13 protein-coding genes, 4 tRNA genes and 1 other RNA gene are annotated in these 21361 nt (G+C 69.8%); 6 read left to right on the plus strand and 12 right to left on the minus strand.

What is annotated here, in order from left to right; all coding sequences use genetic code 11:
• Positions 1-160 precede the first annotated feature (160 nt).
• The 4 genes from ACH4NX_RS34940 to ACH4NX_RS34955 all read right to left on the minus strand — a co-directional run bounded on the left by ACH4NX_RS34940 (position 161) and on the right by ACH4NX_RS34955 (position 6952).
• Positions 161-3310 carry a type I restriction endonuclease subunit R gene (locus tag ACH4NX_RS34940; RefSeq protein ID WP_398130061.1) on the minus strand — a complete coding sequence of 1050 codons (3150 nt, stop codon included), beginning with the start codon at positions 3308-3310 and terminating at the stop codon, positions 161-163.
• Between the two features lie 4 nt (positions 3311-3314).
• The gene (locus tag ACH4NX_RS34945; RefSeq protein WP_398130060.1) at positions 3315-4304 is read right to left on the minus strand and encodes a hypothetical protein; all 990 of its coding nucleotides are present in this window, start codon (positions 4302-4304) and stop codon (positions 3315-3317) included.
• A gap of 194 nt (positions 4305-4498) precedes the next feature.
• A complete protein-coding gene (locus ACH4NX_RS34950) occupies positions 4499-6469 on the minus strand; it encodes an N-6 DNA methylase (RefSeq protein ID WP_398130059.1) in 1971 nt (656 codons plus the stop codon).
• Positions 6470-6864: 395 nt separating this feature from the next.
• Positions 6865-6952 (minus strand) — tRNA-Ser (locus tag ACH4NX_RS34955).
• Positions 6953-7025: 73 nt separating this feature from the next.
• On the opposite strand from ACH4NX_RS34955, the gene ffs reads away from it, so the two are divergent.
• The 6 genes from ffs to ACH4NX_RS34985 all read left to right on the plus strand — a co-directional run bounded on the left by ffs (position 7026) and on the right by ACH4NX_RS34985 (position 16309).
• An RNA gene (gene ffs / locus ACH4NX_RS34960) (signal recognition particle sRNA small type) lies at positions 7026-7124 on the plus strand.
• A gap of 64 nt (positions 7125-7188) precedes the next feature.
• Positions 7189-9582, plus strand: a complete 2394-nt coding sequence (locus tag ACH4NX_RS34965) for a DNA polymerase III subunit gamma and tau (protein WP_398130058.1) — start codon at positions 7189-7191, stop codon at positions 9580-9582.
• A 243-nt stretch (positions 9583-9825) separates the two neighbouring features.
• The gene (purD, locus tag ACH4NX_RS34970) at positions 9826-11103 is read left to right on the plus strand and encodes a phosphoribosylamine--glycine ligase (RefSeq protein ID WP_398130057.1); all 1278 of its coding nucleotides are present in this window, start codon (positions 9826-9828) and stop codon (positions 11101-11103) included.
• A gap of 290 nt (positions 11104-11393) precedes the next feature.
• Positions 11394-13631 carry a hypothetical protein gene (locus ACH4NX_RS34975; RefSeq protein ID WP_398130056.1) on the plus strand — a complete coding sequence of 746 codons (2238 nt, stop codon included), beginning with the start codon at positions 11394-11396 and terminating at the stop codon, positions 13629-13631.
• A gap of 177 nt (positions 13632-13808) precedes the next feature.
• On the plus strand, positions 13809-15311 hold the full coding sequence (locus tag ACH4NX_RS34980) for a N,N-dimethylformamidase beta subunit family domain-containing protein (RefSeq protein WP_351398016.1): 1503 nt from the start codon (positions 13809-13811) through the stop codon (positions 15309-15311).
• An 89-nt stretch (positions 15312-15400) separates the two neighbouring features.
• The gene (locus tag ACH4NX_RS34985) at positions 15401-16309 is read left to right on the plus strand and encodes a phosphoribosylaminoimidazolesuccinocarboxamide synthase (protein ID WP_351398014.1); all 909 of its coding nucleotides are present in this window, start codon (positions 15401-15403) and stop codon (positions 16307-16309) included.
• Between the two features lie 53 nt (positions 16310-16362).
• On the opposite strand, the gene ACH4NX_RS34990 is transcribed toward ACH4NX_RS34985, so the two are convergent.
• The 8 genes from ACH4NX_RS34990 to ACH4NX_RS35025 all read right to left on the minus strand — a co-directional run bounded on the left by ACH4NX_RS34990 (position 16363) and on the right by ACH4NX_RS35025 (position 21169).
• Positions 16363-16438, minus strand: a tRNA-Gly gene (locus tag ACH4NX_RS34990).
• 23 nt (positions 16439-16461) lie between these two features.
• Positions 16462-17076: a response regulator transcription factor gene (locus tag ACH4NX_RS34995; RefSeq protein ID WP_351398012.1), complete on the minus strand. Its 615-nt coding sequence runs from the start codon at positions 17074-17076 to the stop codon at positions 16462-16464.
• Positions 17073-18350 carry a sensor histidine kinase gene (locus ACH4NX_RS35000; RefSeq protein WP_398130055.1) on the minus strand — a complete coding sequence of 426 codons (1278 nt, stop codon included), beginning with the start codon at positions 18348-18350 and terminating at the stop codon, positions 17073-17075. The genes ACH4NX_RS34995 and ACH4NX_RS35000 overlap by 4 nt, the downstream gene beginning before the upstream one ends.
• A gap of 68 nt (positions 18351-18418) precedes the next feature.
• Complete coding sequence (locus tag ACH4NX_RS35005) at positions 18419-19234, minus strand: ABC transporter permease (RefSeq protein WP_351398008.1); 816 nt, start codon at positions 19232-19234, stop codon at positions 18419-18421.
• Positions 19231-20202 (minus strand): ABC transporter ATP-binding protein, encoded by a 972-nt coding sequence (locus ACH4NX_RS35010; RefSeq protein WP_351398006.1) that lies wholly within the window; start codon positions 20200-20202, stop codon positions 19231-19233. The genes ACH4NX_RS35005 and ACH4NX_RS35010 overlap by 4 nt, the downstream gene beginning before the upstream one ends.
• Before the next feature lie 179 nt (positions 20203-20381).
• Positions 20382-20454: transfer RNA gene (locus tag ACH4NX_RS35015), tRNA-Gly, on the minus strand.
• Positions 20455-20534: 80 nt separating this feature from the next.
• A tRNA-Gly gene (locus ACH4NX_RS35020) sits at positions 20535-20606 on the minus strand.
• Positions 20607-20851: 245 nt separating this feature from the next.
• Complete coding sequence (locus ACH4NX_RS35025) at positions 20852-21169, minus strand: Lsr2 family protein (protein WP_279565961.1); 318 nt, start codon at positions 21167-21169, stop codon at positions 20852-20854.
• Between the last annotated feature and the right edge of the window lie 192 nt (positions 21170-21361).

Genomic DNA, 21361 nt, shown 5'->3' on the forward strand with positions numbered 1-21361 from the left:
ACCCCTGCAATGACCCCCCCCCCCCCGCTTGGTTAGCCCACTGGGGCCCCCCCCGGGGCCCCCGGCGGGGGGGGTTTTTTTGGGCTATGACCCACACCCCCAAACCCAACGCCTTCTCATGCGCCGCCCCGACTCGCGTTCCGAGAGTGCGCCACCTGTATCACTGATTGGTCGGCTCCGCGGCCTCACGGGCCTTCTCCGCCTCATCGACGACAACGGCGTAGAACCACTTGGCGATCTCCGCGACCAGCTGTGTCCGGCCCATGGTGCTGGTGAAGAAGTAGTCGCTCATCTTGTTGTGTGCGCCCTGGTTGTCCGCGACCGCACCCGTGACGGCATCGTCGAAGTCGGGGGATTCGGCGAACTGGTTCGGGCTGTTGACCTTGGCCTGCTGCACGAGGTCCTCGTCGCCCAGCAGGGTGCCCAGGAGCGCCTCGAGGAAGGACACCTTCTGGGTGGCGGTGAAGTCCTCATTGCCGAACAGGTCGTTGAGCCGGTCGAGGACGGCCTGGAACGCGACCAGCTTCGGGTCCTTCTTGCTTGCCGACCCCGCGCCCGACACACCCTTGAGTCCGATGTCCTGCCCGCCCAGTGCTATGTCGGTCTTGCCCTTGTCGATCTGCTTGACGTTCTGCAGCACGATGTCGGACAGGTCAATTGGGGCGGTGAAGTTGTCAGGCTGGATCCGGCGGGCCAGCAGCCGAAGGTAGATGCTGCGCTTCTCCAAGTCCCCATCGCCGTAGTTGACGATCTGGCTCATGAAATCGTAGAGGCGCACGAAGGTGCCGACGTCCTTGCGGAACATGTCGAGCTCTTCCAGAGCAGCCTTGTCTCCCTCGCCGCCGTTCGCGGCGAGAGCGGACGTGTACCGGGCCTGGAACCGCTGCTTTCCTGGGCTTACCGCGGCCGTCAGGGCGTTGTTGCCCTTGTTCTTCACGAATGCTTCGGCGCACTGGTCGATCTCGGCGAGCGTGTAGATCCCGAAGGTGTCCAGCTTGGCAGACAGGTCGTGCACCAGGTTCGGGTCGGTGGACTGCTCCAGGTGTGCGTCGGTGTAGTACGGCTCGAACGCCTCCTGGATGCTGTTCGGCGGGTTTACGAAGTCCACGATCTGGGTCACCGCTGAGGTCTTGTGGACGCCTGACGGGGTGACGTAGGTGCGGTTGAGGCGCGAGAGCGTCTGCACTGCCGTCACGCCTGACAGCAGTCGGTCGACGTACATGGCGCACAGCAGAGGCTGGTCGAAACCGGTCTGGAACTTGTTGGCGACGATCATGACCTTGTACTCGTTGCCCTTGAAGGCGGACCGCAGGTCGTGTATGCCCGGGTTCATCGAGGACTCGGTGAAGTTCGTCGGCCCAGACTCAGGGTCGTCGACCTTGCCGGAGAAGGCCACCAGGGTGCCGTAGCCAAGGCCCTTTTTGGCTATGTAGTCGTCGATAGCCAGCTTGAAGCGCACGGCGCCCTTACGGGAGTCGGCCACCACCATCGCCTTGGCGTGTCCGTCCAGCAGGTGCGCCACGTTGGAGCGGAAGTGCTCGACGATGATCGCGGCCTTCTGCGCGATGGTCTGCGGATTGAGCTTCACCCATCGCATGACCTGCTTGGTCGCCTCGCTCTGGTCGACCTCCGGGTCGCCGGCGGCGACGTTTTGACCGACCTGGAAGGCCAGCTTGAACGAGTGGTAGCCCCGCAGGACGTCCAAGATGAAGCCCTCCTCGATGGCCTGCTTCATCGAGTACACGTGGAACGCCTGCGGCGGCAGAGATGTGCCGTCCGGTGCCCGGCCGAACAGCTCCAACGTCTTGCCCTTGGGCGTGGCTGTGAATGCGAAGTAGGAGATGTTCTCGCTGGCGGCCCGCTCGGACGCCTCGGCAGCCAGGACCGACTCGATGTCGACCTCGCCACCCTCCTCGATCTCCTTGAGCTCCTCGGACGTCAGGACCGCCTTCAGCTTGGCAGCGACCTGCCCAGACTGAGAGGAGTGGGCCTCATCGGCGATGACCGCGAACTTCTTGCCCTTCAGCCCCTTGGACTGCCGGATCTCGGCCATCGCGTGGGGGAAGGTCTGGATTGTGACCACGATGATCAGCTTGCCGTCGGCCAGGGCCTTTGCCAGCATCCCTGACTTGGAGGAGCCCTCGCGGGCGGCTTGCTTCCGATCGATGGCCAGCACGATGCCCTGGTCGTTGTCGATCTGTTTGATCGCGTCCTGCAGCTGTCCGTCCAGCACGGTGCGGTCGGTTACCACGATGACCGAGTCGAAGACCTTGGTGTTGTCCACCTGCAGGCGGGCCAGGCGGTGGGACAGCCAGGAGATTGAGTCAGTCTTGCCCGAGCCTGCCGAGTGCTGGATCAGGTAGCGGCGGCCGGCGCCTTCCTCGATCACGGCGTCGGTGACCTTGGTGACGGCCTCCCACTGGTGGAAGCGTGGGAAGCGCAGTGTCGCCGATCGTGTCGTCTTTCCGGAGATCGGATCGGTGTGCCGGTCGTGCTTGATGTACATGAACCGGCCGAAGATGTTCAGCCACGCGTCCCGCTGCAGCACCCGCTCCCACATATAGGAGGACGGCGACCCCTCCGGGTTGAGCGGGTTGCCGGCCCCACCCTCCTCGGTGCCCCGGTTGAACGGAAGGAAGAGCGTCTTCTCGCCGGCCAACTTCGTCGTCATCCAGACCTCGTCGTTGGACACCGCGAAGTGCACCAGTGCGCCTCGTCCGGAGGTGAACAGCGGCTGCACGTGCTTGGTGCCGGGGTCCTTCGGGTGCCGACTGCTCCTGTACTGCAACTTGGCATCCTCGACCGTCTGCGTGAAGTCAGTCTTCAGCTCGGTCGTGGCCACCGGAAGGCCGTTGACGAAGAACACTAGGTCGACGCTGCGCTGGTCAGCGGTGGAAAAGTGGACCTGCCGCATCACGCGCAGGCGGACCTTGTCGTAGTCCGCCATCGTCGTAGCATTCAGGGTGGACTCGGGCTTGAACTGGCACATGCGCAGCTTGGCCGACAAGTGCTTGAACCCGTGGCGTAGCACGTTCAGAGTGCCGCCACCGTTCTCCACGTCGATCGCGAGGAACTTCACCAGCCGGTCCAGCACTTGCTCGCGCTGCTTGGCCTCGTCTGCGGTGCCGGCTTTGATGACCTTGGCCAGTTCGGTCCTCTGCGTGTCCTGGAGCCACCCGAAGAAGTCCTCTGGGAACAGGGCACGCTCACGGTCGTAGCCGCTGTCATTCTGGGAATACAGCCAGCCCTGTGAAGCCAGGTACTCGCACAGCTCCTTCTCGAGTTCGATCTCGTTGTGCTGCTGGCCCATCAATTCAATCGTCCCCCAATGCTTCAATCTCGCCGGTCACGGCCGCAGTGATGAGCGCAGCGCGACGCTCCTGCGATAGCTCGATCAATCGCTCGGACTCCCCGATTAGGATTTCGGTTCGGGTAGTCTGCTCGCGAATATCGCGAACCACTGCCCTCTGTGTTGAGGGGTCGGGGAGGCTGAGAGGAATGCGCCCGAATGTGGCCCAGTTCCGAAAATCAACCGCGCGTTGCCGAACGTTAGGAGCCTGGGTGGCGAGAAAGCCACTGGTTCCCAGGTAACGAAGGAGCAAAGCCACGTACTCAGGTTCGTCGCCCGCGATTGCCTCGCAGGCGTGGTAAACGGGAGTTGCGTTTCCATGGCTATCAGAAATTCCGACTGCGCCTGAAAATCCATCAAGGCCGTGGAATACGAGATCGCCGGGACGAATTTCCTGGTAGCCTTCCTCCCTCTCTGAGAATGTGTACCCCTCCTCTCGGCGATTCGATCTGAGTGTCACTTCCCCATCTCGATAGGCGGTCACGACGCCCAATCCTGGAATTGGGGGACGGTCGACTCGTCGCAAAACGCGCTTTAGGAGCACGGTGCGCTTGCCGGTGGTGCCATAAAAGCACTGGTCAGTGAATGAAAAGATTCTCTGCTTTAGCATCTGGACGAGTTGCTGCTGCTCGTCGATCAAGGTGTCAATCTGAGAAGTCTCGCGGTCGATAAATGCAAGCGCCTTCCTTTGGTACTCCAGCGGAGGAACCGGCACCGGGAGTTCTGCGAGAGTCGCCCACCTCCTGAAGTCTGCGCCTCCTTCGCGGATGCCGCGAGCCATCGCCTTGGTGTAACCAGACTCTGCCTGTGCCCGGATTGCGTGTGCCACGAAGCGTGGCTCGACCAGCGGTCCAGGCTTGCACACCGTGCAGACCGCAGAGATGGCTCCTGAAGAGTCAGAGACCCCCACGGACCCTCGAAGGATGTCGAGACCGTGTACGACGAAATCGCCCACCTCCACTCCCCGATAACCAGAGAGGTCTGCGGCCTCGTGGTATCCGACCTTCGCCCGGTTCGACCGGAGTGTCACCTGGCCATTCGTGTATGCAGTGACGATCTCTGCGTCAGGAGGAATTGGTCGGCTGAGAGGTTCAAACAACCGTCGGAAGGGAAGCTGTCGAACCTTGGGGGCGCCAGGCCAAGCAATGCTCACCTGGCTTCCACCTCCCGTAGCAGGCCCAGAATCTTGGCGATTTGTGCCTCCAGGTCGCGATCGATCTTCTCCAGGGGACGCGGTGGGGTGTACGTGTAGAAGAGCCGGGCGAACGGGATCTCGTAGCCGACTTTCGTCTTCTTTATGTCGACCCAGGCATCCGGCACGTGCGGGGCCACCTCGGCCTCGAAATATGCCTTGATTGTCTCGCTCCGGCCTGCGTCGCCGAGCGTGTTGCCGGCGTAGGTGAATGGGATGTTCTCCGTGTCGCGCTTAGCGTTGTCCGGCTCGGGATTGCCCTTGGCGTCCGTGACGACTTGTGCCGACTCGTCGGGTTCGCCCAGGGCCGTGGCCAAGTGGCGATACTGGGCGGGGGTCAGCCTCAGACCGGCCGTGGCGAACTCCTCGCGGACGGTCTCGATGAACTTGTCTTGGCTTAGGTAAATCTGCTCGCCCATACGCTCCAGCACGAGTAGGTACGGCGCCGGGTCAGTGGTCTTACCGAACGCCTTGGCCAGCGCCTTGTGGTCCAGGCCAGCGGTACGGAACGCTGAGTAGTTCAGGCGCAGCGGGCGCTCGACTGTGATGGTCCAGTATCCGAAGTCAGAGTTCTTCAGGATCTTGGAGTTCTCGATCTCGGTGAAGGCGTCGTAGATCTTCACGATCCGCTCGCGGGCAGCCGCGTCGATGTCACGGCGCTTCGCCCCAAGGCTCTTGCGTCGCCGGGTCCACATGTCCGAGGCATCAATCAGCTGGACCTTGCCGCGACGCTCGGCTGGCTTGGCGTTGTCAAGGAGCCAGATGTAGGTGGAGATGCCGGTGTTGAAGAAAATATCTGTGGGTAGTGCGATGATCGCGTCCACCAGATCAGTCTCCAGCAGCCATCGACGAATCTCCGACGGGCCAGACTCTGCGGCGCCGTTGAAAAGCGGGGAGCCGTTCAGGACGATGCCTGCGCGACCACCCCCCTCGTGGGCAGGGCGCATTTTGTGGGCCAAGTGCGTCAGGAAGAGCATCTGACCGTCCGAGACCTGAGGCAGGCCAGGGCCAAAACGGCCGTCTGGCCCGCTCTTCTTACGCTCCTCCCTGACCGCATCTTCCGAGGCTTTCCAATCCACACCGTACGGTGGGTTGGACATGCAGAAGTCGAACGTCTTGTTGAAGAATTTGTCGTCGGCCAGGGTGTCTCCGAGCCGGATGTTGCCGACGTCCTGCCCCTTGCCGATCATGTCTGATTTGCAGATGGCATAGGACTGGTCGTTGATCTCCTGCCCGTACAGGCGCAAGCGGGCTCGGGGATTGCGCTCTAGCAGGCGTTCCTCGGCAACTGAGAGCATGCCGCCTGTGCCGACGGTGGGGTCGTAGATCGTGCGGATAGTGCCGGGCTCCAGCAGGGCCTCGTTCTCCTCCGCGAAAAGCAGGTCCACCATGAGACGAATCGCGTCGCGCGGCGTGTAGTGTTCGCCGGCTTCCTCGTTGGAGGCTTCCGCGAACTTGAAGATGAGGTGTTCGTACAGGTCGCCCATTTCCGCGTTGGGGACGGCGTCGGGATGCAGGTCCACCTTGGCGAACTGGGAGACGATCAGGTACAGCCGGTTCTTCTCTTCGAGCTTATTGATCTCGGCCTCGAAGCCGAAGCGCTCAAAGACGTCGATGTTTCCGGAGAAGCGAGAGATGTAGTCGATCAGGTTGGCGCGGAGGCCCGCCGGGTCCAAGAGCAGCCGAGCGAAGTCGTACTGCGACGTGTTGTAGAAGGTCAGATTAGTCTTGCGCTTGACCTGGACGTCCAGGGCGCCGCCTTCGAACTTCTCGGCCAGGGCGCGGACGTCGTCGCGGGTGGGCTCGAGCAGGCAGTCCAGGCGGCGCAGGATCGTGAACGGGAGGATGATGCCGCCGTACTGGTGCGGCCTGTAGACGCCTCGGAGCTGGTCGGCGATCGACCAGACGAGGCCACCCAAAGTGCTCAATTCAGTCCTGCTCTCTGACTTCCGGTGGGGTTGGGCCAAGCATGTCAGAGGCCATCGTCACCATCTGCAGGTTCGTCGACCTTCAGTGGGTGAAGGCCGCGTCTTCCATGTCGGCCACAACCCACGGGGACGTCGACAGGAAGGAGACCAACGGCCTCAGGTGGTGGATCCTGACGGCACCCGGGCACGCTTGCGGGCGCACCGGTACCACCGGGCGGGTGTCGGACGCCGCCTACGAGCTTCCGGTAGGGGTGACGGGAGCCCTGGCGCCTGCGCCCTGTCCTGGCGGCTCGACCACGACCCAACGACCAACTGAGACCAAAACTGAGACCAGGCACGTCGAAGGGCCCCGCTGCCAGCAGCGGGGCCCTTCGACATCGTGCCCGGTGAGGCACTGGCGGAGGATACGAGATTCGAACTCGTGAGGGGTTGCCCCCAACACGCTTTCCAAGCGTGCGCCCTAGGCCTCTAGGCGAATCCTCCGCAGAGAACATTACATGACGTCGGAGAGTGCTTGCGAACTCGTTCTCGGGGCCCCACATCGGGTAACGTGTGGCTCAGCCCCTCACGCGGCGCTATCTGACTGAACTCCCCCAGGGCCGGAAGGCAGCAAGGGTAGGTCGGCTCTGGCGGGTGCGTGGGGGGCGCTTGCGTTCGCGGGGCGGTCAGGTCGTCGCGGGGCGGACCGGTTGTCGGTGGGCGCCTATAACCTCGTATGCGTGTCGTCTCTCGCGCTCTACCGCCGTTACCGCCCGGAGTCCTTCGCCGAGGTCATCGGTCAGGGGCATGTCACTGACCCGCTGCAGCAGGCGCTGCGGAACAACCGGGTCAATCACGCGTACCTGTTCAGCGGTCCGCGAGGATGCGGCAAGACGACCAGCGCCCGGATCCTGGCGCGCTGTCTGAACTGCGAGCAGGGCCCCACCCCGACGCCGTGCGGCGAGTGCCAGTCGTGCCGCGACCTCGCGCGCAACGGACCGGGTTCCATCGACGTCATCGAGATCGACGCCGCCTCGCACGGTGGCGTGGACGATGCCCGTGACCTGCGCGAGAAGGCCTTCTTCGGGCCCGCCTCCAGCCGGTACAAGATCTACATCATCGACGAGGCCCACATGGTCTCCCCGCAGGGTTTCAACGCCCTGCTGAAGGTCGTCGAGGAGCCCCCGGAGCACCTGAAGTTCATCTTCGCCACCACCGAGCCCGAGAAGGTCATCGGGACCATCAGGTCGCGGACCCACCACTACCCCTTCCGGCTCGTGCCGCCCGGCACCCTGCGCGACTACCTCGCCGAGGTGTGCGGCAAGGAGGAGATCCCGGTCGAGGACGGCGTGCTGCCGCTGGTGGTGCGGGCCGGCGCGGGCTCCGTCCGGGACTCCATGTCCGTCATGGACCAGCTGCTCGCGGGCGCCGCCGCCGACGGTGTGACGTACGACATGACGACCTCCCTGCTCGGCTACACGGACGGCTCGCTGCTCGACTCCGTCGTCGAGTCGTTCGTCTCCGGGGACGGCTCGGCCGCCTTCGAGGTCGTGGACCGGGTGATCGAGGGCGGCAACGACCCGCGGCGCTTCGTCACCGACCTGCTGGAGCGCCTCCGTGACCTGGTGATCCTCGCCGCCGTGCCCGACGCGGCGGAGAAGGGGCTCATCGACGCCCCGGCCGACGTCCTCGAGCGGATGCAGGCCCAGGCGCGGTCCTTCGGCGCCGCCGAGCTCAGCCGCGCCGCCGACATCGTCAACGAGGGACTCACCGAGATGCGCGGCGCCCACTCGCCCCGTCTCCAGCTGGAGCTGATCTGCGCGCGCGTGCTGCTGCCCGCCGCGTACGGCGACGAGCGCTCGGTGATGGCCCGCCTGGACCGGATCGAGCGCGGTGTGCAGTTCTCCGCGGGCGCCGGGGCGCCTGCCATGGGGTACGTGCCCGGACCCGAGGCGCATGGGCATGCGGGCGCCGGGGCAGGGGCCGGGGGCGTCGCGGACGTCGCCGCGCCGGTTCCGCCGGGCGGCGGGCCCGCCGCGGCCCGCGCGGCGGTACGGGCCCCCGGGCCCGGTGGCGGTGCTCCGGCGCCCGGTCGGAGCGGCTCGCCCTCAGAGGTGGCTGCCGGTGCCGGTGCCGGTGCCGGTGCCGCTGTCGGCGCGGGGCCCGTTCCTGACGAAGGTGGCGGTTCCGCTGGAGGCGGGCAGCCGCAGGCCGCCCCCGCGTCTCCCGCCGCCCCCGCCCCTCCTTCCGCTCCCGCTGCGGCGCCTGCCCCGGCGGCCGCGCCCGGTGCCTGGCCGACCACGGCTCCCGCGGGTGGCGGGCGGCGCCCCGGAGGGTGGCCCACGGCGGCACCCGCGGGCGGCGGCCAATCCCGGACGCCCGCCGATCCCGGTCCCGGGTCGGCCCAGTCACCGGCTACGACTCCGGCTCCGGCTCCGGCCGTGGTTCCGGCATCCGATCCGGCCGCTTCCGCGGCCTCACAGGCCCCCGTCTCTCCGCCGCCGGGCGCGGGAGTCGACCCCCGCACGATCTGGCCCAACATCCTGGAGGCGGTCAAGAACCGTCGCCGGTTCACCTGGATCCTGCTCAGCCAGAACGCCCAGGTGACCGGCTTCGACGGCACGTCCCTCCAGATCGGGTTCGTCAACGCCGGTGCTCGCGACAACTTTCTGAGCAGCGGCAGCGAGGACGTGCTGCGGCAGGCCCTGGCCGAGCAGTTCAACGTGCAGTGGAAGGTCGAGGCGGTCGTCGACCCCTCCGGCGGCTCGGCATCCCCGCCTCCGGCCGGGCCCTCCGGCGGTCATGGCGGTGCCGGTGGTGGCGGCTTCGGTGGTGGTGGCGGTGCCGGTGGTGGCGGCTTCGGGGGCGGTGCGCCCGCGCAGCGCCCGTCGGCGCCCTCGCCCGCGGCCCCGCCTCCACAGGCCGCGCCCACCGCGCCGGGACCGACGTCGGGACCGGCGTCCGCATCCGCCCCCGCGTCCCGGCCCTCGGCGCCCGAGCCGCGCCCGGTCTCCCCCGAGGACGACATCCCCGAGGACGACGACCCCGACCTCGACGAGTCGGCCCTCTCCGGCAAGGAACTGCTGGTGCGCGAGCTGGGGGCGTCGGTGGTCGAGGAGATCCCGCACGAGTAGCGGACGGTCTGCGGATCCGGCGGCCCGGGCGATCCGGGCGGTCCAGGCGGCCCGGGGTGGTTCGAGCGGTCCGGGCGGTCCAGGCGGCCCGGGGTGGTTCGAGCGGTCCGGGCGGTCCAGGCGGTCCGGGGTGGTCCCGGGCAGTCCTCCAGGGCCGCCCTGGAGGAACGTACGAGCCCGCGAGCCCCACCCCTTCGGAAGCCCGCACAAACCGCGCCGGCCCGTTCCCATTAGGCTGACCCCGTGAAGGTCCTTGTCATCGGCGGCGGCGCCCGCGAACACGCCCTGTGCCGTTCCCTGTCCCTCGACCCCGACGTCACCGCGCTGCACTGCGCACCCGGCAACGCCGGTATCGCCGAGGTCGCCGAACTGCACCAGGTCGACGCCCTCGACGGCGCGGCCGTCACCGCGCTGGCCACGCGGCTCGGCGCCGAACTGGTCGTGGTCGGTCCCGAGGCGCCCCTCGTCGCCGGGGTGGCCGACGCCGTACGCGAGGCGGGCGTCCCGGTCTTCGGCCCCTCCGGGCAGGCCGCGCGGCTGGAAGGCTCCAAGGCCTTCGCCAAGGACGTCATGGCCGGCGCCGGAGTACCCACGGCCCGTTCCTACGTCTGCACGACCCCGTCCGAGGTCGACGCGGCCCTCGACGCCTTCGGGGCCCCCTACGTCGTCAAGGACGACGGGCTGGCCGCCGGCAAGGGCGTCGTCGTCACCGACGACATCGAGGCGGCCCGGGCGCACGCGAACGCCTGCGACCGCGTCGTCATCGAGGAGTTCCTGGACGGCCCCGAGGTCTCCCTCTTCGCCGTCACCGACGGCGAGAACGTACGCCCCCTCCAGCCCGCCCAGGACTTCAAGCGCGCGCTCGACGGCGACGAGGGTCCGAACACCGGCGGCATGGGCGCGTACTCGCCGCTGCCGTGGGCCGACCCCAAGCTGGTCGACGAGGTCGTGGAGAGTGTGCTCCAGCCGACGGTCGACGAGATGCGCCGCCGCGGCACCCCGTTCTCCGGTCTGCTGTACGCCGGTCTCGCGATCACCTCGCGCGGTGTCCGCGTGATCGAGTTCAACGCCCGTTTCGGCGACCCCGAGACCCAGGTCGTACTGGCCCGCCTGAGGACGCCGCTCGCCGGTCTGCTGATGGCCGCAGCCACCGGCAACCTCGCCGACCTCGAGCCCCTGCGCTGGAGCGACGACGCGGCCGTCACCGTGGTGATCGCCTCTCACGACTACCCCGCCACCCCGCGCACCGGCGACCCGGTCACCGGGCTCGGCGAGGTGGCCGCCGAGGACGCTCCGCACGCCTACGTGCTGCACGCCGGCACCCGGGCCGAGGGCGACGCCGTCGTCAGCGCCGGCGGCCGCGTCCTGTCCGTCACGGCCACCGGCGCGGACCTCACCGAGGCCCGCGACCGTGCGTACCGGGCCGTCGCCCGCATCGGCCTCGACGGCTCCCAGCACCGTACGGACATCGCGGCGAAGGCGGCGGCGGACGCCGCGGCGGAGACCGCAGCCGGGCAGTAACCGGACAGCACCCTTCCGCACCGAACCCGACAGGCCCCGGATCCTCCCAGGAACCGGGGCCTGATCCTTGCTGTCCGTCATCCACCTTTCCCCAAAGCCATTCCATCGAGTGACCGATGCGCCATACGGCTGACGGGCGTGAAGGCCCCAACTAGGGTGCCGCGCAAGCGTTCCGGCACTTGGCCCACCGGCATTGCGATGTCAGTGGCGGGTGCCACAGTGGGGGAGTGAACAAGAGCCGGAGAGCAGCAGGAAAGTCCAGGGCAGCAAGGAGGGGGTGAGGTCCGGCCGTGACCGGTATCGGTGGTGTGGAGATGGGCGCGCAGGCCGCGCGTTCCCGGGCGCTGGCCGTGCTGCGCATCCGCAGCAGGGCGCTGGCCGTCGCCCTGTTGCCCGCTGCCGCCGCCGTGATCCTGCTCGTGGGCGGCTCCACCGGGCACCTCGCGGGCGGGGGCTGGGACGTCGTCCGCTGGACCGTGTCCGGGCTCGCTCTCCTCGTCCTGGCGGCCGCCGCCGGAGTCGCCCTGGTCGTGGCCCGTTCCCGGCCGGCCGTGACCCCCACGGTCACGATCGCCGAGGAGTCGGCGCCGGACCTCTACCGGATGGTGCGCGACCTGGCCGACCGGCTCGATGTCCCCGCCCCCTCCGCGATAGCGCTCACGCCGGACTGCGACAGCTGGCTGGAGGACCGCACCCACCCGGCGCACGGCCCGCCGCCCGTGGAGGAGCACGACGACGTGGCCGGCCTGGGCGGCCCCGCCCACCGCAGGACCGCCGCCGCGCCCGTGCTCGTCATCGGCTCACCCTTCCTGTGGTGGATGCGCGTCGGCGAGCTGCGCGCCGTCCTCGCCCCGGTCGTCGCGGGTACGGGGCCCTCGGCGCACCCCGACATAGCCGCGGCCCGCCGCTTCATACGGGGCCTGGACGCCGCGGTGGCGGTGGCCGCCACGGGCGGGCGCGGCCCGCTGTCCCGCGCCGTGCGTGGGGGTCTCGGCTGGGTGTCCCGGCTCCTGCTGCGCGGCTGCCGCGTCCACGCGGCCGAGATGGAGCGCGGGGTCGCGGCGGCCGCCGCCGAGCGCGCACAGGCTGTGGACTACGGTCTGCGGATCGTCGCACAGGAGCAGGTCGGGCTCGCCTACGCGGGCTGGGACCGTCTGCTGACCCGGGTCGCGCTGCCCGCCTGGCGGATGGGCCGCTGGCCCTCCCGGCTGGACGTGGGCGTCGTCGCCGCGCTCACGGAGCTGTCCCGCCGCGACCGCCTGGCCGAGGGCTTCGCCTCCCGACTGGGTGAGCGCCCGGCCTGCGACCTGCTGGAGGAGCCCGGGGCGATGGACGAGGCGGTCTCCCTCCTCGCCGCCCGCCTCTTCCACGGAGGGCCCGCCGAGACCGGCCCGGACTGGGCGCCGGTGGGATGGGACGAGTACCCCGAGGAGGTCGTCGACCGGACCTGGCGCACGGACGCGGCCCGCCTCCACCGCGTCCTGGACGCCCTGGGCGTCCGCCGCGCCGCGGAAGGCGCCCCACCGGGCACCGACGGCCCCACCCTGACCCGCGTTCTGGACCACCTCACGACGTCGCCCGCTGCGTACGCCGAGGGCCCTTCGGACCCACGGGGCACGGAAGCCGCAACCGACACAGGCCTCGCAGCCCCCACCGACGCAGGCCTCGCAGCCCCCACCGGCACAGGCCTCGCAGCCCCCACCGGCACAGGCCTCACAGCCGCAACCGACGCAGGCCTCACAGCCCCCACCGACGCAGGCCTCACAGCCCCCACCGGCACAGGCCTCACAGCCGCAACCGACGCAGGCCTCACAGCCGGGACCGGGACGGGGACCGAGGCCGCCCCCGACCCCGACCCCGACCGCGCCCCCGACCCCACGACGGAGACCGGGGCCGGCGAGGCGGCCGAGCCCGCTACCCACACCAGCAGCACCGACTCCCGGACCGGCACCGGCGCCCCCACCGACCACCCCGGCGCCCACTCCGCTCCCACCGTCCACCCCGCCACCCACCCCACCCACGGCGACGTGAGCCTTTCCGGCGGCGACCACGCGGCCCACCACCCGGACCACCCCGCCGCCGACGATGACGACCTCGCCGGCACCACCGTCCGCGGCGCCGCGCTGGCCGCCGGACTCAGTGCCCAGCTGGCCCGCGAGGACGCGCGGGCGCAGCCGGCCGGAGCGCGGTCGTCGACCCCTGGGGCAGCCGCCGGACCGGCCGGACCCGACGCCGCCCTCTGGGACGACGGCGCACTCCCCCTCCTCCCCCTGCAACCTCCGCGCACCGGCCGCGAGATCCTCACCGCCCACATCACGGCGATGGTGTGCTGCGCGGCGATGGACACCGCCGGCGCGGCCCCCGGCCTCGACTGGCTCGACGGACCGTCCCTCCTGGTCAACGGCGCCCGCGCCGCGGATCTGGGCCCCCGCGTCCGCAGCCTCGTGGAGACCGGCGACCCGGGTCCCCTGCGCGACTGGATCAGCGAGCTCGGCGTACGCCCGGAAAAGCCGGTGCGTCTGGTCTGACCCCCGGCCCGGTCCGCCCCGGCCGCCAATCCGGATCCTCTGATTCCACTTTCTGCCACTTCGCAACGAACAGTGACAGCACGCGCGCGAAATGTGATGTGCTGGGACCGATCGCGCACATGGCAAGGACGTCAGTCATACGCACGACCACGGGGGCACGAGGGAGGGGGCTGTCCCATGGGGCCCGAGCAGATTCGCCGCTGGGAGTCGGGAGCACTCGCGCATGCCGTGACGGACCCCTTCGGTCAGGGGCCCGTCCCCTGGCTGCGCGGCGGCGAGACGTACTTCGGCGACACCGGCCAGGTCGTCCCCTGGTACGCGGACCAGGACGCCGTACCGGACCCGGACGGCAGACCCGGCAGGAGGAAGCCCCAGCGGCACACCGACGGCGGCGGTCCGCGCGCCGCCGACGACGTCCGCCGTCAGATCAAGGGCTTCACCGCGACCGGAGCCGCCGCCCCCGGCGAGGCCATCGACTTCCACATCACCGTCGACCCGCCCCAGGAATTCAGCGTCGACGTCTACCGGATCGGCCACTACGGCGGTGACGGCGCCGCCAAGATCACCACCAGTCCCCGCCTGTCCGGCATCGTCCAGCCCCCGCCGCTGACCGCCGACCGCACGGTCTCCTGCCACCACTGGTGGCTGTCCTGGCGGCTCCAGATCCCGTCGTACTGGAACATCGGCGCGTACGTCGCCGTCCTCACCACCTCCGACGGCTACCGCTCCCACGTGCCCTTCACGGTCCGCGACAGTCACCCCGCCGACCTGCTCCTCCTTCTGCCGGACATCACCTGGCAGGCGTACAACCTCTACCCGGAGGACGGCCGCACCGGCGCCAGCCTCTACCACGCCTGGGACGACGACGGCCGGCTGCTGGGCGAGGCGGACGCCGCGACGACCGTCTCCTTCGACCGTCCGTACGCGGGCGCCGGTCTTCCCCTGCACGTCGGCCACGCCTACGACTTCATCCGCTTCGCCGAGCGCTACGGCTACGACCTCGCCTACGCCGACGCCCGCGACCTGCACTCCGGCCGCGTCGACCCGACCCGCTACCGGGGGCTGGTCTTCCCGGGCCACGACGAGTACTGGTCCGTCCCCATGCGCCGCACCACGGAGCTGGCCCGCGAGCAGGGCACGTCCCTGGTCTTCCTCTCCGCCAACACCATGTACTGGCAGGTGGAGCTGGCTCCCTCCCCGTCCGGCGCCCCCGACCGCCTGCTGAGCTGCCGCAAGCGCCGGGGCCCGGGCCGGCCGGTGCTGTGGCGGGAGATCGACCGTCCGGAACAGCAACTGCTCGGCATCCAGTACGCCGGCCGCGTCCCCGAACCGCACCCGATGATCGTCCGCAACGCCGGTCACTGGCTCTGGGAGGCCACCGGGGCCCACGAGGGCGACGAGATCGAGGACCTGGTCGCGGGCGAGGCCGACCGCTACTTCCCGCGCACCGCGCTCCCCGTGCACGACGAGCGGGTCCTGCTCGCGCACAGCCCGTACACCGACGCCGACGGCGCCCGGCGCCACCAGGAGACGTCGCTGTACCGGGCTCCGTCCGGCGCCTGGGTCTTCGCGTCCGGGACGTTCGCCTGGTCCCCGGCCCTGGACCGTCCGGGTCACGTCGACCCACGCGTCCAGCGGGCCACCGCCAACCTCCTGGACCGCATCTGCAAACGAGACTGACCCGCACCCGGCGCCCCCGGCCCCGCCGTCCCCGATCCCCCGCCCGTACGGGACAATCGGAGCATTGGACAGAACCACGGGGAGGAACCGTGTCCGGATTCGTTGAAAAGCCCGAGCCGATCCAGGTTCCGGGTCTGGTGCATCTGCACACCGGCAAGGTGCGCGAGCTGTACCAGAACGAGGCGGGCGACCTCGTGATGGTCGCCAGCGACCGCATCTCCGCCTACGACTGGGTGCTGCCGACCGAGATCCCCGACAAGGGCCGGGTGCTCACCCAGCTCTCCCTGTGGTGGTTCGACCAGCTCGCCGACCTGGCGCCGAACCACGTCCTGAGCACCGAGCTGCCCCCCGGCGCCCCCGCCGACTGGGAGGGCCGCGCGCTGGTCTGCAAGTCCCTGCGCATGGTCCCCGTGGAGTGCGTGGCCCGCGGCTACCTCACCGGATCGGGGCTGGCCGAGTACAAGGAGACGCGTACCGTCTGCGGTCTCGCCCTCCCCGAGGGCCTCGTCGACGGCTCGGAGCTGCCCGCCCCGATCTTCACCCCGGCCACCAAGGCCGAGGTCGGCGAGCACGACGAGAACGTCTCCTACGAGGAGGTCGCCCGCCAGGTCGGCGCGGACACCGCGGCCGCCCTGCGCCAGCTCACCCTGGCCGTCTACTCCCGCGCCCGGGACATCGCCCGCGACCGCGGCGTCCTCCTGGCGGACACCAAGTTCGAGTTCGGCTTCGCGGGCGGGAGCGCCGAGGACCTGGTCCTCGGCGACGAGGTCCTCACCCCGGACTCCTCCCGCTTCTGGCCGGCCGACCAGTGGCAGCCGGGCCGTGCGCAGCCGTCGTACGACAAGCAGTTCGTGCGGGACTGGCTCACCTCGGCGGAGTCCGGCTGGGACCGGAAGAGCGAGCAGCCCCCGCCGCCGCTGCCGCAGCGGGTCGTGGACGCGACCCGCGGCAAGTACGTGGAGGCGTACGAGCGTCTGACCGGCCTGACCTGGTCGTAGGCACGCCAAGGCGGACACGAGAAAGCCCCCGGCCCAAGCCGGGGGCTTTCACATGGAGCGAACGACGAGGTTCGAACTCGCGACCTCAACCTTGGCAAGGTTGCGCTCTACCAACTGAGCTACGTTCGCACTGCGCCGTGGCGCGACAGCCACTATACCCAACCCCGCTCCCGCGCGAGCCGCACCGCCGTGTGCCGGTTCTCCGCCCCGAGCTTGCTCGCGGCCGACGACAGGTAGTTCCGTACGGTCCCCTCCGCGAGCGAGGCGCGCTCGGCGATCTCCGAGATGGGCGCCCCGTCGGCGGCGTGCTCCAGCACCTCGGCCTCGCGCGCGGTCAGCGGCGAGTCCCCGGCGGAGATCGCGTCGGCGGCCAACTCGGGGTCGACGTAGCGGTTTCCGGCGTGCACCGAGCGGATCAGCTCGGCGAGCCGCTGGGCGCTGACCGTCTTGGGGACGAACCCGCGCACACCTGCCGCGAGCGCCCGCTTGAGATGGCCGGGACGTCCGTGACTGGTCACGATCAGCACCCGGCAGGCGGGCAGCTCGGACCGCAGTGATGTGGCGACCTTCACACCGTCCGCGCCGGGCATCTGGAGATCCAGTACGGCGACGTCCGGCACGTGCGCCCGTGCCATCGCCAGCGCCTCCGGCCCGGTGGCCGCCTCGGCGACCACGACGAGGTCGTCCTCCAGGGACAGCAGGGCCGCCAGCGCCCCGCGGATGAGGTGCTCGTCGTCGGCGAGCAGCACGCGGACGGGGGTCGTCACGACGCGACTTCCAGCACGGCCCCGGCCGTGGTCGGCGGCAGCGGCACCTCGGCCGTGAGCCGGAACACCCCCTGGCCGGTGTCCCCGGCCTCCAGCGTGCCGTCCACGGCGGACAGCCGCTCCCGCAGCCCCGCGAGCCCGGAGCCGCCCGTAGCGGCGGGGCGCCCCGAGCCGTCCGAGCCGACGGCGGGGTTCGCCCCGGCCGCGTCCGACACCCCGTCGTTCTCCACCGTCAACACCACACGTCCCTCCGACGTCCGCACCACGACGGCGACCTTCTCGGCGTCCCCGTGCCGCAGCACGTTCGTGGTCGCCTCCCGCACCACCCAGCCGAGCGCCGACTGCACCTCGGCGGGCAGCCCGGACGTCTCGCCGCTCATCTCGCAGTCGATCCCGGCGGCGGTGAGCACGCCCCGGGCGCCGGCGAGTTCGACCTGCAGGTCGGTCTCACGGTAGCCGCGGACGACGTCCCGGACCTCCCGCTGTGACTCCTGCGCGATGCGCTGCACCTCGATCATCTGCTCCACCGCTTCGGGCCGTCCGCGCCGGGACAGCTGGACGGACAGCTCGCTTTTGAGCGCGATCACGGCCAGGTTCCGCCCCATCACGTCGTGCAGGTCCCGGCCGAACCGCAGCCGTTCCTCGGCGACCGCGAGCCGGGCACGGGTCTCCTTGGCCTCGTCGAGTGTGTAGACCGCGTTGAGCAGCCAGACGGAGAAGATCGAGGTGAAGGCGAGGAACCCGCCGGCCACCAGCACGAGGCCCGCCACCGCGGCCGAGGCGATGCCCGGCATGCCCAGCGGGAACGAGACGACACCGGCCCCCAGCGCGAAGCCGCCGACGACGGCGACCACGTGCCGCCGGTTGCGTACGCCGAGCGTGATGGTGCCGGCGCCGAAGCACAGGACACCTGCGAAGACGGAGCCCACCGCGGCGTTCACCCCGTCGCCGCCCGGTCCGCGCTCCGCGATCCCGATCGCGCCGATCGCGAACACCGCCGTGAGCACGGCGAGCGCCCACAGCAGCCGCAGGGGCTGCGCACGCCGGCCGCGCGTCCAGTCCAGTGCCCGGGAGGAGAAGAGCATGCAGACCGCGGCGTGCGGGATGACCAGCAGGGACAGCCCGGTCGCGAGCCGGGGCCCGACCTGGCCGAAGGCCGACACCCCGATCATCAGGATCTCGATGATCCCGAAGAAGTGGAACGACCACCGGGTGTACGTCTCCACCTTCGCCGGTGTGCTCTTCCGCCCCCACCAGCGCCTTGGCCTGCGCATGCCCTCACTCGCCCCGCTCTTCCTGATCGCGGCCCCGGCCCTGGTCCCGGTCCGGGCCCTCCCGCACCTCAGTGCCGCGGCTCCCAGCGGAACCGCCGCTGTACAGCAAACACCGCGACCGTGGTCCAGGCCACCGCCGTCGCCACGGCGCCCAGCGCCTCGTACGCGGACAGGTCGCCGGTCCAGCCGCCGCGCACCAGGGTGATGACGGGGGTCAGCGGCAGCAGCTCGCAGAGGGAGGCAGCGAGGTCGGGGAGCACCTCCAGCGGGACGAACATGCCGGAGCCGAGCATCGAGGCGAACATGAACGGCATCGGTGTGACCTGCGCGCTCTCCCCGGTCCGGGTGAAGCTCGCGGTGACGGCCGCGAGCGCGGCGCACATCACCAGGCCGAGCAGCAGGCCGAGGACGGCCAGATGGGGAGCGGACGGCGCGGACAGGTCCAGCAGGACGAAGCAGCCCGCCGCCAGCAGCAGGCTCTGCACGAGCCCGGTGAGCACGGACGGCAGGGCGGAGCCGCCCAGGATCTCGGCGTCCCGCAGTTCGCCGGTGCGCAGCCGCTTGAGGACGAGTTCCTCGCGCCGGACGACGAAGACGCCGACGAGGGCCGAGTAGACGGCGAACAGCAGGGAGAAGCCGATCGCTGCGGGCAGCACGAGCGTGCCGGTGGTCAGCCCGGCCTCGGCGAGGTCCATCTCCTTGGACGCCGACCACACGCTGACCGGCAGCACCAGCGGTACGAACAGCGCGGCGAAGACGGTGCCCTTGTTCCGTCCGAGCAGGGTCAGTTCGGCGCGGGCGAGCGCGGTCATCCGGCTCATCGGTGTGGTGGCCGCCGCCTTCGTGGTGCGTGCCGCGTGGGTGTCCGTGTCCGTGGCGCTCATGCCGCGTACTCCTTCGTGGTCGTTCCCTCGGCCGTTCCCGCGGCCGCCTCCTTGGCGATCCCCAGGAAGGCCTCCTCCAGGGACGCCGACCGCATGTCCAGGCGGCGCAGTTCCACGCCGGCCTGTCCGGCCCACACCAGCAGCCCGGTGGCCGCGCGCTGGAGTTCGTGGGTGCGCAGCTTGACGATCCGGCCGTCGACCTCGTGGCCGCTGACGCCCAGTTCGCCGAGCGGCGGCAGGTCGCCGACGAAGAAGCCGTCGGGCAGCTCGAAGGAGATCCGGGAGGGCCGTGAGGCGGTCACCTCGGCCGGGGTTCCGGTGGCGGCGATCCGGCCCTCGTGCATGATCGCGAGCCGGTCGGCGAGCTGCTCGGCCTCCTCCAGGTAGTGCGTGGTCAGCAGTACCGTCGTGCCGCCGTCGCGCAGCGCGCTCACCAACTCCCAGGTCTCCCGGCGGCCTTCGGCGTCCAGTCCGGTGCTGGGCTCGTCGAGGAAGAGCACCTCCGGGTCGCCGAGCAGCGCGAGCGCCAGGTCCAGGCGGCGCCGCTGGCCTCCGGACAGCTGCTTCACGCGGGTGTCGGTCTTGGTCTGCAGCCCGACCACCTCCAGGACCTCCATCGGCGGGCGGGCCCCGCTCACACATCCCGCCCACATCCGAGCGGTCTCGGCGACGGTCAGCTCGGAGGGGAAACCGCCCTCCTGGAGCATCACCCCGGTGCGGGGGCGTACGGCGGCGCGCTCGGTGTACGGGTCGTGCCCGAGGACGCGCACGCGTCCGCCGGCCGGAGCGGCGAGGCCCTCCAGCAGCTCGACCGTCGACGTCTTGCCGGCGCCGTTGGTGCCGAGCAGCGCGAAGACCTCCCCGCGGCGCACGGAGAAGTCGATTCCGCGCACGGCCTCGAACCCGCCCCCGTACACACGCCGCAGGTCGGTGACCTCAATCACGTGTTCGTGTTCGTTTGATTGCATGCCTCAAGCATTCCGGACCACCGGGCCGGACAACAGTGCGGCCCCTCATCACCCGGCATGACAAATGTCAGACACCGCCACCCGCACTCGGCCCGGGAGCCGCGCTTCGTGCGTCCGCGCGCCGGGGCCCGGACGCACGAAAAGACCCCGGCCCTTGGAGGACCGGGGTCTGATTCCCGAGCGGACGACGAGGTTCGAACTCGCGACCTCAACCTTGGCAAGGTTGCGCTCTACCAGCTGAGCTACGTCCGCATTGCCTCCGACCGGCCTTCACCGATCGGTGCGAGCACCAGCCTACCTGATCGACATCAGTGATCGGTACGGTGATGCAGAGCGGGTGACAGGAATTGCACACTGCGCCTTCCCCCTGGAAGGGGGATGTTCTACTACTGAACTACACCCGCATGTTCCGTGAGCTGGGCCTTTCGGCCTTGCCCCTCGGCGTGCTCCAGACTTTAGCTGATCACCCGGGGTGCTGCGCAAGTCGGTTGCCGCGAGGGGCGGCTGAGCGGCAGTCGGCGGCCGGCCGCTCAGCCCGTGGGTCAGTCCTGTGGGACAGCCGCGCGTGTCGGCCCCGGGTGCCGGCCGGACGGGTCGATCGTGGGCGTCGGCCGTGGGTGTCAGCCGTTGACGTCGGCCGGCGTGCGGCTCACCGCGCCTCGGCGAACGCCTCGTACACCCGCTTCGGGATCCGGCCCCGCGCGGGCACGTCCATCTTGTTCGCCTGCGCCCAGGCCCGCACCGCCGCCGGGTCGGGGGCGACCTCCGTCTGCCGGTACGTCCTGCCGGAGCGCGACCGCTTGCGGCCGGCCGAGACGTACGGCTCGAGCGCCTCGCGCAGTTCCCGGGCATTGGTTTCGTTCAGGTCGATCTCGTACATCCGGCCGTCGACACCGAAGGCGATCGTCTCCGCCGCTTCCGAGCCGTCGATGTCGTCAAAGAGAGTGACTACGACACGCTGCGCCACGAATATCGGTCCCTTCGTGCGGCATCTCCGCGATGACGTGCCAAGACGTGTCAAGACGCCGCGATGATGCCGACTGTTCGCCTGTAATTGGGCAAAGTATCGGCTAATGACATTTCATTTGTACAGTGCCCGGCATTGCAATGGGAAGCCCGACTAAATCTCTCCGCGTGTCCGCCGCGCAATAGGCGTCCG

Source organism: Streptomyces sp. NPDC017225, assembly GCF_044331465.1.
In the GTDB taxonomy this organism is placed as follows: Bacteria; Actinomycetota; Actinomycetes; order Streptomycetales; family Streptomycetaceae; genus Streptomyces.